General features: G+C 39.2%; 14 protein-coding genes. 8 read left to right on the forward strand and 6 right to left on the reverse strand.

Annotation, left to right across the window (positions count from 1 at the left end; translation table 11 throughout):
• Nucleotides 1-39 precede the first annotated feature (39 nt).
• Nucleotides 40-3,552: a transcription-repair coupling factor gene (gene mfd, locus B7C41_RS13165; protein ID WP_085299360.1), complete on the reverse strand. Its 3,513-nt coding sequence runs from the start codon at nt 3,550-3,552 to the stop codon at nt 40-42.
• 322 nt (nt 3,553-3,874) lie between these two features.
• Between mfd and B7C41_RS13170 the strand changes: the two genes are divergently transcribed.
• The 3 genes from B7C41_RS13170 to B7C41_RS13180 all read left to right on the forward strand — a co-directional run bounded on the left by B7C41_RS13170 (nt 3,875) and on the right by B7C41_RS13180 (nt 6,220).
• On the forward strand, nt 3,875-4,537 hold the full coding sequence (locus B7C41_RS13170; protein WP_085299361.1) for a YehS family protein: 663 nt from the start codon (nt 3,875-3,877) through the stop codon (nt 4,535-4,537).
• A gap of 79 nt (nt 4,538-4,616) precedes the next feature.
• Nucleotides 4,617-5,081 (forward strand): hypothetical protein, encoded by a 465-nt coding sequence (locus B7C41_RS13175; RefSeq protein ID WP_235839706.1) that lies wholly within the window; start codon nt 4,617-4,619, stop codon nt 5,079-5,081.
• Nucleotides 5,082-5,233: 152 nt separating this feature from the next.
• On the forward strand, nt 5,234-6,220 hold the full coding sequence (locus tag B7C41_RS13180) for a YeiH family protein (protein WP_085299362.1): 987 nt from the start codon (nt 5,234-5,236) through the stop codon (nt 6,218-6,220).
• A 36-nt stretch (nt 6,221-6,256) separates the two neighbouring features.
• On the opposite strand, the gene B7C41_RS13185 is transcribed toward B7C41_RS13180, so the two are convergent.
• On the reverse strand, nt 6,257-7,123 hold the full coding sequence (locus B7C41_RS13185) for a PA4780 family RIO1-like protein kinase (protein ID WP_085299363.1): 867 nt from the start codon (nt 7,121-7,123) through the stop codon (nt 6,257-6,259).
• Between the two features lie 127 nt (nt 7,124-7,250).
• On the opposite strand from B7C41_RS13185, the gene B7C41_RS13190 reads away from it, so the two are divergent.
• Nucleotides 7,251-8,186, forward strand: coding sequence for a 2-hydroxyacid dehydrogenase (locus B7C41_RS13190; RefSeq protein WP_085299364.1), 936 nt, complete (start codon nt 7,251-7,253; stop codon nt 8,184-8,186).
• A gap of 37 nt (nt 8,187-8,223) precedes the next feature.
• On the opposite strand, the gene B7C41_RS13195 is transcribed toward B7C41_RS13190, so the two are convergent.
• Complete coding sequence (locus tag B7C41_RS13195; RefSeq protein WP_085299365.1) at nt 8,224-9,093, reverse strand: LysR family transcriptional regulator; 870 nt, start codon at nt 9,091-9,093, stop codon at nt 8,224-8,226.
• Nucleotides 9,094-9,390: 297 nt separating this feature from the next.
• Here B7C41_RS13195 and B7C41_RS13200 point away from each other — a divergent pair, with 297 nt between their 5' ends.
• Together B7C41_RS13200 and fghA are read left to right on the forward strand one after the other, a co-directional pair.
• Nucleotides 9,391-10,521 (forward strand): S-(hydroxymethyl)glutathione dehydrogenase/class III alcohol dehydrogenase, encoded by a 1,131-nt coding sequence (locus B7C41_RS13200; RefSeq protein ID WP_085299366.1) that lies wholly within the window; start codon nt 9,391-9,393, stop codon nt 10,519-10,521.
• Nucleotides 10,522-10,615: 94 nt separating this feature from the next.
• Nucleotides 10,616-11,455, forward strand: a complete 840-nt coding sequence (fghA, locus tag B7C41_RS13205) for an S-formylglutathione hydrolase (protein WP_085299367.1) — start codon at nt 10,616-10,618, stop codon at nt 11,453-11,455.
• Between the two features lie 120 nt (nt 11,456-11,575).
• On the opposite strand, the gene B7C41_RS13210 is transcribed toward fghA, so the two are convergent.
• Nucleotides 11,576-12,205 carry a class GN sortase gene (locus B7C41_RS13210; protein WP_085299368.1) on the reverse strand — a complete coding sequence of 210 codons (630 nt, stop codon included), beginning with the start codon at nt 12,203-12,205 and terminating at the stop codon, nt 11,576-11,578.
• A 1-nt stretch (nt 12,206) separates the two neighbouring features.
• On the reverse strand, nt 12,207-14,465 hold the full coding sequence (locus B7C41_RS13215) for a marine proteobacterial sortase target protein (protein ID WP_085299369.1): 2,259 nt from the start codon (nt 14,463-14,465) through the stop codon (nt 12,207-12,209).
• Between the two features lie 579 nt (nt 14,466-15,044).
• Here B7C41_RS13215 and B7C41_RS13220 point away from each other — a divergent pair.
• A complete protein-coding gene (locus B7C41_RS13220) occupies nt 15,045-15,518 on the forward strand; it encodes a hypothetical protein (protein ID WP_085299370.1) in 474 nt (157 codons plus the stop codon).
• A 52-nt stretch (nt 15,519-15,570) separates the two neighbouring features.
• Here the strand turns inward: B7C41_RS13220 and B7C41_RS13225 are convergent, their stop codons facing one another.
• Nucleotides 15,571-16,776: a serine hydrolase domain-containing protein gene (locus B7C41_RS13225; RefSeq protein WP_085299371.1), complete on the reverse strand. Its 1,206-nt coding sequence runs from the start codon at nt 16,774-16,776 to the stop codon at nt 15,571-15,573.
• Between the two features lie 313 nt (nt 16,777-17,089).
• Between B7C41_RS13225 and B7C41_RS13230 the strand changes: the two genes are divergently transcribed.
• Complete coding sequence (locus B7C41_RS13230) at nt 17,090-17,464, forward strand: putative zinc-binding protein (RefSeq protein WP_085299372.1); 375 nt, start codon at nt 17,090-17,092, stop codon at nt 17,462-17,464.
• The last annotated feature ends 10 nt before the right edge of the window (nt 17,465-17,474 follow it).

The following is a 17,474-nucleotide window of genomic DNA, read 5'->3' on the forward strand; positions in this document are numbered from 1 at the left end:
TAGTGTAGTGTTTTTACTCATGGCTAGCGGTTTAGTTAGCTATTTTGCCCGTAAGTGATTACCTAGTTCGTTGATCATGGTAGTGATTAATACAAAGCGTGCTTTAGCATCTTCAGTTACTTGCTTAAACTTAAGCTTATTACCACCTTCCATTTGATAAATTTTAGGTTGCTGCTGAATTAAGCCGATGATGAACATAGGGTCAATTTTAGTGTCGCTGCTAAACTCAATCGAGCCACCAGCAGGACCGGCATCAATGCGAGATATGCCTATTTTCTCAGCTTTTAACTTAAGCTTTGCAATATGCACTAAATTCTTCGCAGGCTGTGGTAATAAACCAAAACGGTCGATTAGTTCAACTTGTACGTCGTCTAATGCTTGCTTGGTTTTACTGCTAGCAATGCGCTTATATAAACTTAATCGTAGGCTGACATCGAAAATATAGTCATCAGGCAGTAGGGCAGCAACGCGTAAATCAACTTCTGTTTGCGTTTTCATTACTTGATCAAGAGTTAATTGTTTGCCGTCTTTTAATGCGGCAACAGCAGCATCAAGCATTTCCATATAGAGGCTAAAGCCAACTTGGCTCATTGAACCACTTTGGTCTTCGCCTAATAACTCACCAGCACCACGAATTTCTAAATCATGAGTGGCTAGGGTAAAACCAGCACCGAGATCTTCAAGTGAGGCGATGGCTTCAAGACGCTTTTTAGCATCTTTGGTCATACGTTTTTCATGTGGTGTTAAGAGGTAAGCGTAAGCTTGATGGTGCGAACGACCGACACGACCACGCAGTTGATGTAATTGTGCTAAGCCTAAACGATCGGCTCTATCCATAATAATAGTGTTGGCACTAGGTACATCGATACCGGTTTCAATAATCGTGGTACAAACTAATACGTTGTAACGCTGATGATAAAAGTCACTCATGATGCGTTCTAGCTCACGTTCACGCATTTGTCCGTGTGCGGTTACTATTTTTGCTTCTGGCAATAATGCTTGAATATCGGCTGCGGTTTTATCGATGGTATCAACATTGTTATGTAAGAAATATACCTGACCACCACGCAGTATTTCACGTAATATTGACTCTCTGATCAGGGCGTCATCTCGTTCTCTAACGAAAGTTTTTACCGCTAATCGCTTCGCTGGAGGCGTGGCGATAATAGATAAATCACGCATGCCGCCCATAGCCATATTCAACGTACGCGGAATTGGTGTTGCCGTTAGGGTAAGAATATCGACATTTGAACGTAGCTGCTTGATTTTTTCTTTTTGTTTAACACCAAAGCGATGCTCTTCATCGACCACCAATAAGCCAAGATCTTTATATTTAATGCTATTTTGCAGTAGTTTGTGAGTGCCAATTAAAATATCAATTTGACCTGATTCAACGTCTTTAATAACGGCATTTTGTTCTTTGGTGGTTTTAAAGCGCGAAAGTACTTCTATGCTTACTGGCCAATTGGCAAAACGGTCACGGAAGTTTTCATAGTGTTGTTGAGCTAGCAGTGTTGTTGGTACCAATATCGCCACTTGTTTACCGTCATTAACAGCAACAAATGCCGCGCGCATGGCCACTTCCGTTTTACCAAAACCAACATCACCACAAACAAGGCGGTCCATGGCTTGTGGAGATAGCATATCGCTGATCACCGCATTAATCGCTTGTTCTTGATCTAAGGTTTCTTCAAAGCCGAAGCTGTCAGCAAATGCGCGATAATCATTTTTATCACGTTTAAAACTATAGCCATGATTACTGGCGCGTTTTGCGTAAATGTCGAGTAACTCCGCGGCCACATCGCGAACTTTTTCTGCCGCTTTTTGCTTAGCTTTACTCCAAGTGTCATTACCAAGCTTATGTAGTGGCGCATGCTCGGCATCAGTACCAGAATAACGGCTAATTAAATGTAATGAGGCAACGGGCACATAAAGTTTGGATTCGCTGGCATAGCTTAATACTAAAAATTCGGTAGTTATACCGCCATTTTCTATGGTTTGTAGCCCCATATATCGACCAATACCATGATCGATATGAACCACTGGCTGGCCAATGCTCAGCTCTGCTAAGTTTTTAAATATAGCGTCGTTTTGAATATCTTGTTGCTTGCTACGGCGGCGCGTTTGACGAACTACATCACCAAGCAACTCAGCTTCAGTTACTAGCGCGATAGAATTTTTCTTAGCACTACCTTTGGCTTGAAAGATAAAACCAGCACTTAAGGCATTTACGGTAATACCGACATCGCTGTCACTATTAACAAAGTCTTCAATACTATCGAAATTAGTGGGTTTGACTTGGTTACGTTGCAGTAACTCTAAAACGCTTTCGCGGCGACCTTGGCTTTCAGCAACAAATAACAATTTTGTTGGTGTTTCTTTACTGGCAATAAAATTATTTAATAGCTCAAAAGGCTGCTTTAATTTATGGTCAATAGTTAAGTCAGGTAATGCGTTGACATCAAATTGTACTTGCGCCGTTTTAACATCTTCATCGATAGTTTCTGGTTTTAAATTGATGCGGTCAAAAGGTTTTAGTGCGCTATATAGTTCTTCGCTATTGAGAAATAATTGACTAGGCGGTAATAACGGGCGTGTTGGGTCATAACGCCTGTCTTCATAACGGTACTCAATATCAGTCCAATGACTGGCAAGTGACTTGTCGATATCGCCACTAACGATAACCAAAGTATTTTCTGATAAATAATCACACAAGGTATTAGATTGTTGGAAAAACAGCGGTAAATAATATTCTATACCCGCTGGCATAATGCCATTGCTGACCTGATGGTAAATAGATTCTTTATGAATAGTACTGGTAAATTGCTCTCGATATTGACTACGGAATAAATTTACCCCGTCAGTATCGGTCGGGAATTCATGTGCCGGTAACAAGTCAATACCGGAAACTTTGTCACTTGAGCGCTGATTTTCAGGATCAAATAAACGAATTTCATCGATTTCATCATCAAAAAAATCTAAACGAAATGGCGTATTACTGCCCATAGGAAATAAATCAAGAATGGCGCCTCGAGCTGAAAACTCACCATGCTCCATTACTTGGTCAACATAGCGATATCCGCTCGCTTCAAGCTCTTGTCGCAGCTGGTGTAAATCTTTCTTATCGCCTTTTTGAATAATTAGACTGTTCGCTTCTAAATATTGTTTTGGCGCTAAACGTTGCATGAGGGTGGTTACCGGCACGATAACGATGCCTTTTTCCATGCGCGATAATTGATATAAAGTCGCTAATCGCTGAGAAATAATGTCTTGATGTGGCGAAAATGTATCATATGGTAAGGTTTCCCAATCAGGGAATAAACAAATAGATAATTGCTGTTGCTGATTTAAACTAGACAGTTCTTGCTCTAAACGTATTGCTGATGGCGTGTCATGAGTTAATAATAAAATCGGTTGTTCAGCAGATAATGCCCCATGATAAATGGCGAGACTGGCACTGCTACCTGGTAAGTTTTGCCAAACTTTTTTGTCGGCATTTTTACCACGACTTTTTGCTAAAACTGGATTAAATAGATTAACGTTTTTGCTCATGACTGCTCTTTTTTATTTTGCGTTCAACCTTGGCGGTTAAAATAATTACTAATGTTTTAACTGCATAATTTCGCATATCTTAGCATGAGTTTTACTTTAGTTTTAACTGCTAAATTTTGGCAGAAAATTAGATTTGCCGTATTCAATTGCGATTAAAGCCACCGAGGTAAAGATCTCGTAATTTAAAGCGTGTATAATATCGCGTAATTGAATAGCTATTGTATTGTTTTTCTTTTAAGTAGAAGCTCTATAAATGTTTAGAAGTTAACTTATTAATAAAAACGGTACTAACCAACGAAAATCGTTGGTTTTGGAGAAGTTTGTGACTAATAACGATGTTTTACGCCGCCTAAGATATACCTTTAATTTTAATGATCAAAAGGTGATTTCGATTTTTGCCTCAGGTGATTTAACCGTGACTCGTGATCAAATTAGTAATTGGTTGAAAAAGGAGGAAGATCCAGCTTATGTTAATTGTACTGACTCAACGTTCGCTGCATTTTTAAATGGCTTTATTAACGAGCGCCGAGGGAAAAGAGAAGGTGAAGCACCGAAAGCTGAAAAACGCCTAAACAACAATATTATTTTAACTAAGCTTAAAATTGCTTTTAATCTAAAAGCTGAAGATATTATTGATATGCTGGCATTGGCAAACTTTAAGCTAAATAAACCTGAATTAAGTGCTTTTTCTCGCAAGCCTGAGCATAAAAACTATCGTGAATGTAAAGACCAAGTATTACGTAATTTTTTACAAGGTATTGATAAAAAGTTTCATGTTCAGCGTCGTGCAAAAGCACAGGTAAAAAATTCAGCAGTTGAGAATACACCAGATAAGTTGGAAAAAGTATTAGCTAATAAGAATTATAATGCCGCGAAGCCTAACGCAAGTAAGATTTATGTTAACCCTAATAAAGCAAAAGTTGAACGTAAGCCAGGTGAACGTAAAGTATTAAAGCTGAAACCAAAAGATATTTGGGGAGAGTGATTTTTAATTAAAGAATTCATAACTTTGTGCTATAAGTAGCAGATAAAATTCTTGATAATTAAAAAAATAAGGAAGAATTATGTCTGAAAATACGCTAGTTGAAAACAAACAAGCTCCAGAGATTGTTGCTCTGCCTAAATGGTTTAAAATTGCGGCGATTTTAGCGCTTGTTTGGAACTTACTTGGGGTTATGGCGTTTGTGGGGCAAATGATGATGACGCCAGAAATGATTGCTGAATTACCGCAAGCCGAACAAGATTTGTATGCCACTACGCCAGTATGGGCTACTTTTGCTTTTGCCTTTGCTGTATTTGGTGGTGTGTTGGGGAGTTTGGCACTAGTATTGAAGAAGAGCGCGTGTTATCCGTTATTTATCGTTTCATTTATCGGTGTTATTGTGCAAATGTTTCACGCATTTTTTATCAGTAATTCGTTTGAAGTATATGGCCCCGGTGGCATGATTATGCCTGTGATGGTTATTGTCATTGCATTTTTCTTAGTACGCTTTGCCGCTAAGGGTATTAATAATAAGTGGTTTAATTAACGATTAATCTCTTTGTTTTTTGAAATTATTTTAAGCCTGCAGTTGCAGGCTTTTTAATGTTTAAGCTATAGAAAAATAATAATATTGTCATCACTAGTGATACAATTTATCCATACTCTTCATAAACATAATTTTTACGGTTTGACCTATAAATGCTGGAAAATTTTAAAGCTAAATTACTCGGTACAATGCTGTGCTCGGTTATAGCCAGTGTAGCGGCGATCATTGCTACCCGTTATCAAGCCCCCGTGATGTTGTTCGCTTTATTGTTAGGTTTAACTGCCCATGCTTTTTATCGTAAAAGCAATATTCAGCAAGGTGTAAATTTCTGCTCTCGTGAGTTACTGCGTTTATGTGTTGGCTTACTGGGCGTGCGCATTGCTTTTGCTGACATTGTTTCGCTGGGGATTACTCCACCGTTAATTGTCATGATTAGCATGGCGTTAACTATCCTATTTGGTGTTTTATTTGCCCGAGTGTTAGGTTTGCCGAAAACCTTTGGCGTACTTTCTGGTGGCGCGGTTGCCGTGTGTGGTGTTTCTGCTGCTGCAGCTATATCAACGGTGTTACCCAAAGATAAATCGCAAGAAAAGTATTTCGCGCTTACCGTTATTGGTATTACTACGTTTAGTACTTTATCAATGATTTTTTATCCTATTCTCACCGGTTATTTAGGTTTCTCTGATCAGTTAGCCGGGGTTTTTATTGGCGGTGCTATTCATGATGTTGCACAGGTGGTTGGTGCCGGTTATACCATATCTCCTGAAGCAGGAGATGTAGCAACTTATATAAAATTATTGCGAGTAGCGCTATTAATGCCCATTGTGATGATGGTATTTTTTGCTTTTAAAGAGCGAGATAGCAAAATGAGTGGTGGCGTAAGTGCCTTTATTCCAGGCTTCTTAATCCTGTTTTTCGTCTTAGCTTTTTTAAAGAATATTGGCGTGATGCCTGTGTGGCTAATTGATATTATTCGAAGCTTATCGAGCAACTTACTGGTGGTAGCAATTGCTGCTATTGGCGTAAAAACTTCGTTAAAACAAGTAGTGTCGGTCGGCTGGCGACCGGTTTTACTGATGGGTTTTGAGACTGTTTTTCTAGCAAGTTTGATCATTGGCAGTATCTTATTCTTTTACTAAAAAATGAACGCTAGATACTGTTATAAATAGCAGTAGTTAGAACTCACTATCTACTGCATTTGCTTCACCAATTCGGGCTATTCTTGCTTCTTCTTCTTCAAAAGCGGCTTTAATTTCTTCTAATACCGTATCTACGTCAGCACTGGCGGTGTCTTCTTTGAATAAACCGGTAAGTTCAGACTCAGGTGTTAGTTCGCCACCTTCAAATAATGCCCACATTTCATCAGCATATTTACTTTGCTTTAACGCTGGGCAGAATTGACCATAATAATTGGTCATATTGATAACATCGCGTTTTAGCATGGCTTTGGCGTTGTTATTAGCTGAAGCGTCAACCGCTTGTGGTAAATCAATAATGACAGGGCCGTAATCGTCTACTAGCACGTTAAACTCCGATAAATCACCATGAATAATACCAGCGCAAAGCATTAGTTTTACGTAGTGCATAACAAGCGTGTGATCTTCTAACGCTTGTTCTTCAGACATCACAACATCGTTTAATCGTGGCGCAACATCACCTTCATCATCGGTGACCAGCTCCATCAATAAAACGCCATCAAAACAACCAAAAGGGTGAGGTACGCGAACACCTGCTTCGGCTAATTTATATAGTGCGTCCACTTCAGCATTTTGCCATGCAGATTCTTGCTGATCACGGCCGTATTTTGAGCCTTTTTCCATTGCTCTAGCACGACGACTGTTTCGGCTTTTTCTGCCTTCTTGATATTGCGCAGCTTTTTTAAAGCTACGCTTTATCGCTTCTTTGTAGACTTTAGCGCAGCGAATATCTTCGCCACAACGAACCATATAAACGGTGGCTTCTTTACCACTCATTAATTGGCTTATTACTTCATCTACTAAGCCATCATCAACAAGTGGCTGTATGCGTTTAGGTACTTTCATGGCGTCGTTATACATTAGTTAGGAGACGGATGATATAACAAAATTATAAGTTTTTGTTTATCAATAGATTAAAACGTTGCTATGTTGAGGTAAAATAGAAAAATTATCAAATAATAAGTGCGTGATTATGATCCCTTTTATCAGTCAACTAGCAAAAAATGAACAAGTTTTATGGCTTCAAGCACTTAATGAAGCGCTACCCGATGAAAATATTGTTTTAGCGGATGATGTGCCCCAAGAGCAAAAACACCTTTGTACGTTAGCCATTGTTGCTAACCCCGATTTAGCAACATTGTCACAATTTAAAAACTTACATTGGTTGCATAGTGTGTGGGCGGGCGTTGAAAAATTGATGGAAACATTGCAAAAGTCAGCGATTAAAGTGGTGAGGTTGGTTGACCCTATGCTCAGTCAAACGATGGCGGAAGCGGCACTGGCGTGGAGCTTATATTTACATCGTGATATGCCTATTTACGCTAAGCAACAGCTGAATAAACAATGGCTGCAGCAAGCTTATGTTCCAGCTAGTCAAAGACGTATCGGTATTTTAGGCTTAGGTGAATTAGGCTGCGTTAGTGCTATGCAGTTAAAAAATAATGGTTTTCAAGTGATGGGGTGGAGCCGCTCTGCTAAAATCTTAGCAGGTATTTTGACCTTCAATGGTGAAAGTGGCTTAGCTGAGATGGCGGCAAAAAGCGACATTCTAATATGCTTGTTACCGCTAACGCCTGCGACCAAAGGGATAGTTAATACAGTGTTACTTAATAAAATGCCGAAGGGGAGTTCTGTGATTAACTTTGCTCGTGGCGGTATTATTGCTAATGATGACTTATTGAAAGCATTAGATGATAGGCAGATTAAGCATGCGGTACTTGATGTATTTGAACAAGAGCCTTTATCAAGTCATAGCGAACTTTGGCAGCATCCGAATATTACTATTTTACCGCATATTTCAGCACCTACCAATATGAATTCTGCCTGTACTATTGTGGCGAACAACATTGCGCATTATCGACAAACGGGACAATTACCTGCGTGTGTCGATAAAGTTAAAGGTTATTAGCTGTTAGTTATTAGTTATTATTTAAGAATGAAGGCTGTTATGTCGCTAAGTGTTTACTTAAATAATCAACTAAGGCACGTATTTTGGGCGAGAGTTGACGATTATGCGGATATACCGCCCATATGCCTTCATCGGCTTCTTGAAATTGGCTTAGTAATGGCAATAGCTTTCCTTGTGCAATAAAGCCTTTCACGTAATAGTCAGGTAGCTGAACAATGCCTAAGCCTTTTAATGCCGCATCGGTTAACCCCGTGCCGTTATTGTAACGAAGCGAGCCTTTAACTTTAATGGTTTTTTCTTTTCCAGCCACTTTAAAGCGCCAATAATCTAGTGTACCTAACAAACAACTATGATCACTGAGTTCAGATAATGAATGTGGCATTCCGTATTTTTCTAAATACTGCGGTGAAGCGCAAAGATAGTTTGTTCGACTTCCTAGCTTCTTCGCCATCAATGTTGAATCAGCCAATTTGCCTAAACGAATGGCTAAATCGAAACCTTGCTCAATCATGTCAACTTTTTGGTTACTCAAGTATGCACTGACCTGAACCTCACTGTGCTGTTGAATAAAGTCATTGACTAAGGGCAGTATTTTCTGTTCACCGTAGGTTACGGGAGCAGTTAGTTTTATATGACCTTGCGGCTTTTGTTGTAGGTTAGTGACCACACGTTCCGCCTCTTCAATACCGTCTAAAACATTGCGACAATGCTGATAGAAAAGTTGACCTTCTTGCGTTAGCGATACTTTGCGAGTGGTTCGATAGAGTAACTTTACGTTAAGCTTCTGCTCTAATGCGGTAATTCTACGACTTACGTGTGCGGTAGATATGTTGAGCTTCTTTGCTGCCAGAGTAAAACTGGTTGTTTCTGCAACATAAACAAACTCGCTAATACCATCAAAGTTCATACGCCTAGCCTTATTTCCATTACTTACTTCACTCTTGAATCTCTATTGTTACATATAAGTAAAAGTAATTTGTTGTTTTGTTATATTATCATTTATTAGGAAACAAATATAATGGCTTCATCAACAAGGTTTAAAGCACAGTAATACTCCACTAATACCTATTCTCAACTATAGTTATGGATAATTTTTATATAGGCTGAGCAGACTTGTGAACAATTTAAACTATGTAACTAAGCGAAAATAAACAACTTAGCGGCATGCAAAAAAATAAACTTTTTTAAGTATTGAGGATTTGAGATGACTGATAAATTTATTAAATCAAAAGCGGCGATTGCTTGGGGCCCTAAGCAACCATTATCAATTGAAGAAGTTGATGTAATGTTACCGCGTAAAGGTGAAGTGTTAGTTAAGGTTATCGCTTCAGGTGTTTGTCATACCGATGCATTTACTTTGTCAGGTGATGATCCTGAAGGAATTTTCCCGGTTATTTTAGGTCACGAAGGTGGCGGTATTGTTGAGCAAGTTGGCGAAGGTGTTACGAGTGTAAAAGTGGGCGACCATGTTATTCCGTTATACACACCTGAGTGTGGCGAGTGTAAATTTTGTTTGTCAGGCAAAACTAATTTATGCCAAAAAATACGTGAAACTCAAGGTAAAGGCTTAATGCCTGACGGCACTACGCGTTTTTACAAAGATGGCGAACCTATTTTTCATTACATGGGCTGTTCAACATTTTCTGAATACACGGTTTTACCAGAAATTTCTTTAGCGAAAGTGAATAAGGAAGCACCATTAGAAGAAGTTTGTTTACTCGGTTGTGGTGTTACCACAGGTATGGGCGCAGTTATGAATACGGCAAAAGTTGAAGAAGGCGCAACTGTCGCTATTTTCGGTTTAGGTGGCATTGGCCTATCAGCGGTTATTGGCGCAACTATGGCAAAAGCGAGTCGTATAATTGCCATTGATATTAATGAAAGTAAGTTTGACCTTGCTAAGCAATTGGGTGCAACTGACTTTATCAACCCGAAAAACTTCGATAAGCCAATTCAAGACGTTATTGTTGAAATGACAGATGGCGGTGTTGATTACTCTTTTGAATGTATTGGCAATGTTAACCTAATGCGCTCAGCGTTAGAGTGTTGCCATAAAGGTTGGGGTGAATCTGTTGTTATTGGTGTTGCGGGCGCTGGCCAAGAAATATCAACACGTCCATTTCAGTTAGTGACTGGTCGTGTATGGCGCGGAAGTGCTTTTGGTGGTGTAAAAGGTCGCAGTGAACTGCCTGATTACGTTGAGCGCTATTTAGCGGGTGAATTCAAGTTAAGTGATTTTATCACCCATACTATGGGCCTAGAAGATATTAACGAATCATTCGAGTTAATGCACAAAGGCGAGAGTATCCGAAGCGTTATTCATTTTGATAAGTAGTTTTTAAGCTTATTGCATATAAATTTAGTGCATAGTAAATACTTGCCTTGAAACACTTCAAGGCAAGCTCAGGGTTCAGTTAAAAGGTTTTCCAATGACGATAGAAAATATCAGTGCCAATAAAAGTTTTGGTGGTTGGCACAAACAGTACAGCCATTATTCAAACAGTGTTAATGGCACTATGCGTTTTGCTATTTATTTGCCGCCACAGGTTGCAAAGGGGGAGAAAGTCCCAGTACTTTATTGGTTATCAGGGTTAACCTGTAGCGATGAAAACTTTATGCAAAAAGCAGGCGCGCAACGCATAGCTGCGGAATTAGGCATCGCCATTGTGGCGCCGGATACCAGTCCTAGAGGTGAAGATGTTGCCAATGATGATGGCTATGATTTAGGCCAAGGTGCAGGTTTTTATGTTAACGCAACACAAGCGCCGTGGAATAAGCACTTTCAGATGTATGATTACATTGTTAATGAATTGCCTGAATTAATTGAAGCGACATTCCCGGTATCTCAGCAACGTGCAATATCAGGTCACTCAATGGGCGGACATGGCGCGTTAATGATAGCACTGAAAAATGCTAGTCGTTATAGCTCTGTATCGGCATTTAGCCCTATTACTAATCCGGTTAATTGTCCTTGGGGGCAAAAGGCTTTTAGTGCTTATTTAGGTAATGATAAAGCAAATTGGCTTGAGTATGACGCGAGTGTATTAATGCGTAACGCTACTGAATTTGTGCCTGCAAGAGTTGACCAAGGTAAAGGTGATAACTTTTTAGTTGAACAATTAAAGCCCGAAGCGTTAGTGGCTGCAGCAATAGAAAGTGATTACCCGCTTGAGCTAAATCAGCATGAAGGTTACGACCATAGCTATTACTTTATTGCTAGCTTTATAGAAGATCATTTACGTTTTCATAGTGAGCATTTTGTAAAGTAGTAAGATTAATTTGGCGCTGAAACTGCCTCTTTAAGAGGTTTGGTATAGTCCAAAGCTAGCCTGTTGAGTTATCAACGGCTAGCTTTTTCATTTTTAAGGCTGGTCTTTAAATATTGAAATTTACAAAAGCTTGGCGGTGATGACGTAACGTTCGTTAGTATCGTTACCTATGGCGTTAAATGGATAACAGGTAATGAGAATTAAGCTGCTGTCATTGGCTAAAACCGGTAATTGCCCAGATGACGCGTCAACAATATCAATAGCTTCAACTTGATATAACTGACTTTGCCCGTGTTGATCTGTCATTGAAATAACATCTTTCATTAATATACCCTCCAAAAAAGCAAAATGACTATCGCGATGTCCTGCAACGACAAAAGGTTTAGTGCTATTGGTTTGATTAAATGGTGCTATCGCACCAGCTGAAAAAGCTAAAGTCGTTGGGTCGCCGCCATTTAGCACAACAATGTCTTCTTTTAGGCGCTTAAAAGACAACTCAGCAATGGGAAAAGTATCAGCCCATGGCCAAGGTTTAATTGCAACTTTCGTATTTGTTACCTTGTTTTCATTTCCTTGGGCGCGGCCTTTCTCAAGGTGGTTTTGTATCAGCAGACTTTGCTGCGCCATTGACTGTTGCCAGCTATAACTAATTAATGCTTGTGACAGCCATGCTTTGGTTGGTAGCCAACTGGCATTAATGCACAGTAAGCTACCAACAAGTAATAACGCTTTAAAGGCGATAGTCGACATGTTACTTCGACCAAATACGAAGAGTTAAAGGTGCGATTAACATTAATAACAAGCCAAGTAAAAACTGCTGATGCCAACCTAGTGCTGTTTTAGGCATAGCAACCATTAAGTTTTCATGGGCTTTTGCTAGCATGTTCGACTTTTGTGCTGCTGTTTGTAAAGAAGGCTCAGGTTGTTTTTCAACAGCAATGAAACTGGTGTATGGGGAAATAATTTGGTGAGCAATTGAAGTTGTGATGACCTGATGTTTTACTTGCTCTTTATCAGCGCCCATTACGAGTCCATCCAATAAGTCTTCAATCTTACTGCGTGCCCATACTGTTGATATACCCTGTGATTTTTGGCTGTCATCAATAATCAACTGCTGATACCAAGGCTGAGACGCGGTATCACCAGTTAGCTGCACGCTAGTAATAGGAAATTTAGATTTAATAGCGACTTGCATGGGCTCATCAAGGTATAAATCGGTGATCTTTTTCGGATAAACATCAACTTGCTGATGAATTTTGTTGTCGAACATTAGCTCAATGTTACTGACCGCAGGTTGGCTAATTTTAGTCATTAAGGCTGACATACTTGCTTGTACGTCATTATTGTTCTGAATGAATACGTAGCTGCCACGACCAAACTGCGCTGCTTTCTTCATAAAATAACCATTTGGCGCTGCGCCAATACCAACGGTGAATAAGCGAAAGTCTCTTTGAGCACCATCAAGCAATTGCATTAATTCAAACTCATTGGCAACGGCGCCATCAGTAATAAATACCACTTGGCGAATAGCTTGTGATGATTGTTGGCTATTTTTTGCCATGACCAATGCTTGGCTTAATGGTCGGTACATTTCGGTGCCGCCATCGGCCTGTAAATGGTTGATAAATTGCTGTGCCTGATTGATGTTACGACGATTGACCATTTGGGTATTGCTAAAGAGCAAATTAACCGAGTCACTAAATGCGATAATGTTAAAACTGTCGTTATCATTTAGCCGCGATATAGCATGTTGCAAACTCGCTTTTGCTTGCGCCATAGAGCTACCTTGCATAGAGCCAGAAGTATCAACAATGAAAATAATATCTCGCGCTATTACTTCAGTGTTATCAGCACGCGGTGGAAAAAAGGTCAGTAAGGTAAAATACTCGCCATCAACTTGTTCAGTAAAACTGCTAATTTGTGGCTTTTGGCTTGGCTCAAGTTGCCAGGTTAAATTAAAGTTTCGATTGGCAATACTTTGAGCTTTAGATAGGGTGATTAAATACTGCGACTGTTGATTATCAATTGCCTTAGTATTAATGGCATGGCTACTGCTACGAACAGAAGATATCGCCACGCCAGCGTTGAGGTTAATATTTATTGTTGCCTGACTTTTTGCCAAAACCTTGCTGTTTGGTGCATTAAGATTTAACGCTGGAAAGTCTTCTGGACTATTATTTGATACGCTGCTGTATGACGCATACTCATGTGAACTATTTTCCTCTGAGGTATTTTCGTTTAAGGCGCTTTCATTTAAGGTTATAAATTCAGCTGGTTTATTTTCTGAAGACAGCTCAGCAGGAGACTGTTGATAATATGCGGGTTGATAACGTGTGGTCATGGCTAACGGTAAATTGATATTTAGCTCGTCGTTAAAAAATGTCACCGGCATAAGAAAAGTTAAAGTAACTACCACGGTTGATTGCGCAGGAATGTTCGCAATATTATTGGTAAATAAATTAGCTCGTTGTTGCTGCACTAAACTGGCTTTTTTACCTTGACGCTTCGCCTTGTTATAAACTGCTTTAGCAGCTTTTTTCTCCATTATTTGGCCAACGATTTCTTTGTCACCCACTTTGACCGATAAATGTTTAATCGCGGAATTTTCGGGTAATGGAAATTGATACTTGCCCTCAAGCTCAAGATTATATGGATTGATAAAAACTTGCTTTATTTGTGTGTAGGCCATTAAACCACTGACCTCGATATCTGCGGTTATATCGATTGGTAGTGCGACGCGTTTGTTTTTATCAGGGTGATTAAACAATAACTGTGGGCCGTGAATAAGACTTTTGCCATTTTTCTCTCCATTGAATAATTGAGCTGAGTCCAGTTCTTTGTTGATGTTTTGACTTTGTGCCAATGGCACAATAACCGCCACGAGTAGTAAAAATAGTGTAATAACCAAAAAAGCTTTCAACCATTTACGGCGCGCCTTTTTACGTTTTTGCTGATAAAAATATGAATCTTGATAATCTATTAGTCTTAAGTTTTTCTTTGAATTGAACACCTGTATTCTCCAATATCCTTGTGATATTGCTTATTTAAACAAGAGAAAAAGTGTTGCTTGCGATTAAATCAGGGCAATGTAATGAGCAATTGTGGCTAAATTATGGCAGGTGTGAAACACCAGTGCCTACGAAAGCAGGCGCTAGTGTCGAATGATAGTGTTACTATGTGCTTTCTTCACCATTTTTTGTAGGTCGAAATTGTAAGACGAAAGCTTTATCCTTTGTTTTCATATTGTCGAATACTCTGCATATACCCTTAAGTTGAGGTTATTGAACTATACCCAAACCGCTTGAAAATGCAGGATTCAGCAAGTCGTAAAAGGGTTAGCACCAAGGCATTGATTGAAGAGAATGGTTGTTCCATTGTAAAAATCAATAACGCCGGAGATGACCCTTTATCGTCTTGCCCTACGGGAGCTAAGTTAGAAAACCAGTGCAGCGTTGCAGCACTTGATAAGGGAATAACCATTACCTGCGTGCTGTGCCTTGCTCTGGTTTCCTAGCTTAACTCTGAAACTGCATTTTCAAGTGGCTTGGGTATATGCAAATACTACTAATCAGTTCTGGGAAAATAACAATTGTCGAAATTAAATAATGAGCTTCATGTACTTAGTGAGCTATACGACATTAATCATCAGCTTATGCCATTAAAGGATTTAGCTGATAGAGAGCTTGCTTCTATTCGCGGGCTAACGGGCATGGTTTATACACCATACTTAGACGATTATATGCAAGTCGCTATTAAGAAAGCTGAGATAGTATCTTGCTTGAAAAATCAAAAGCTACTGCCTTTATCAGAAGTTGAAGTGATTCATTCAGCGTTAAATGCGCTATACAGTAGAGCAAGGACTCGCAGTGTTGTTGAATACCAAGGTCGCAACTATGAACGTAGGTTTTTGCCGTTAAAGCTGAGTAAGTCAGGTAAAAATGTTCAAAAATGGGCCAAAGTTTGGCTTTTGCAAGACGATAATGGCAGAGTTGTACCCGCTTGGGAAAGCCAAGTACGAGAGATATGGCCAACGTACTACTTAATTAGATCTATCGACATATAATCTAGCAAGCTTTGGTATTGGCCATTTGAAGTTTTTAATATCTTAATTGCAGCTAAGTTTTTACTTTTGCTTGCAATTTCTTATGAGCTTTTGACCAAAACTGGCTGGTTATTTTATTGATAACATTTGATTCAGCATTGATCAGTACGGCAAAACCAATATCTAAATCAGGTGAATAGCCGATATCAGCTCTAAAACCTGCAACCCAACCTGAGTGATAAACTATCGGGTGATCACCAAATTGATAAATACGCCAGCCATAGCCGTAGTGCGCATCTGTTAAGTGGTTTCGCCAATAGCGACGGCGTAAGTCTTTTTTAGTTTTAATGCGTGGTGTGGTCAGTTCATCTAATAATGCTGGAGAAAGCACGGTAGGTTGATAACCTAAATTAGCAATTAACCATTTCGCTAAATCTGTAATGCTGGCATTAATTCCTGCTGCGGGCGCGACTTTATAGTAATCGGGTTCAACATCGACAGTACGCCAAACATATTTTCTAATATCATTACCTTGCTTGTCTTTTCTGCCGGTTTTTATGCGCTTTCTTAATATATGGGGTTTAGCGGTATTGTTGTTGTTACGAAAAACATCAATTCCCACGGAAGCATTTGCCATTTTTAGTGGCGAGAATATTCTTTCTTGTAGCAAGGTTGAATAGTTTTTAGTTTGGCTCGCTTCGATTGCTGGCTGTAAAAAACCATAGGCGATATTTTGATAACCGTAGCATTTGGCTGGCTGACATATTGGCTTAACGCGATCAAAGCGGTTAATTATTTTTTCCATACTCCAGTTTTCATGAAGCAAATTGTCGTAAGCATTGGGCATTAGTCCGCTAGAGTGACTTAGTAAATGTTTTAATTGAATTTTATCAGCAGCACCTTTAGTGGCGAGAGTAAAGTTAGGCAAATACTTGGTAATTGGGTCGGACAAGTTTAATTGCTGCTCTTGCGCCAACATAGTGGTGATAGTTGCGGCAAATGGCTTTGAGACTGAGGCTAAACGGAAGACTGTATTGTTGTCGACTTTCTTTGATTTTTTGGTATCGGTATAACCAAACTTCTCTAATGCGATGACCTTATTATTTTTTACGATGGCATATGCGCCACCAGGAATATTGTGCTTTTTTAATTCTTTAGCAAAATCAGTCGCGAGTTGTTTATTTAAACGCTGTAGTTCGTTTGCATTGGCGTTAAGACTTAAAGTGCTAGCAAAAATAAGAAAAAATGAGATGAAAATTGTTGGAAAACGAACAAGCATGAATTGGACTCAAATTGAAAAAACAGCTAATTCTATAGGCTTGCTAGTAAAATACAAAGTAAAAAAGTTGATAGTATGAAAAACATGTAGTTACGAAGTGTAAAGGTAAAATCAATTTTCTTTCATTTCAAATTGAAATATCTCATAACAATTAACCTAGATAGTAAGCTAAAAAATATTGATCTACATCAAAGTGTTGGCCGGAAAGTTGACTAAGATGGCACTGTAAGCGAATTGTCGATAATGAAATTCGTGTAATTTGTATGTCTTAATTTGTTATAACCTTGAACAAGTTAACACTTTGGAATATGTAATGAAAAACAATAAGCCATTAGTTTTTTCTTGTTCTGGCTGTTCGCACTTAGCAACAATGGCGAATGATATTGCCTTAACACTCGATAGTGACGGTATAGCTGAAATGTCATGCATTTCATGGCTTATGGCGGCTTCTGATGAAAAAATTAAAGCTAAGTGTTTAGGTCGAAAAGTTATCTTAATCGAAGGGTGTGGAGATTCTTGTAGCCAAGACTGTTTGATCAAAGCCGGTGTCAACATTGACGCCCATTTTAACATTTCTGACTTAGGTTTTATTGCTCGTTCAGCGAGTGATGGTTCGCTGCAAGAAAATAGCATTGCTATGGCTCATGTTTATGCTGAATTAAGTCGCTTAGGTTTAAGTACTACCTGATGTAATTGCC

The sequence above is a fragment of the Cognaticolwellia mytili genome, assembly GCF_002104475.1.
Classification (GTDB): Bacteria; Pseudomonadota; Gammaproteobacteria; order Enterobacterales; family Alteromonadaceae; genus Cognaticolwellia; species Cognaticolwellia mytili.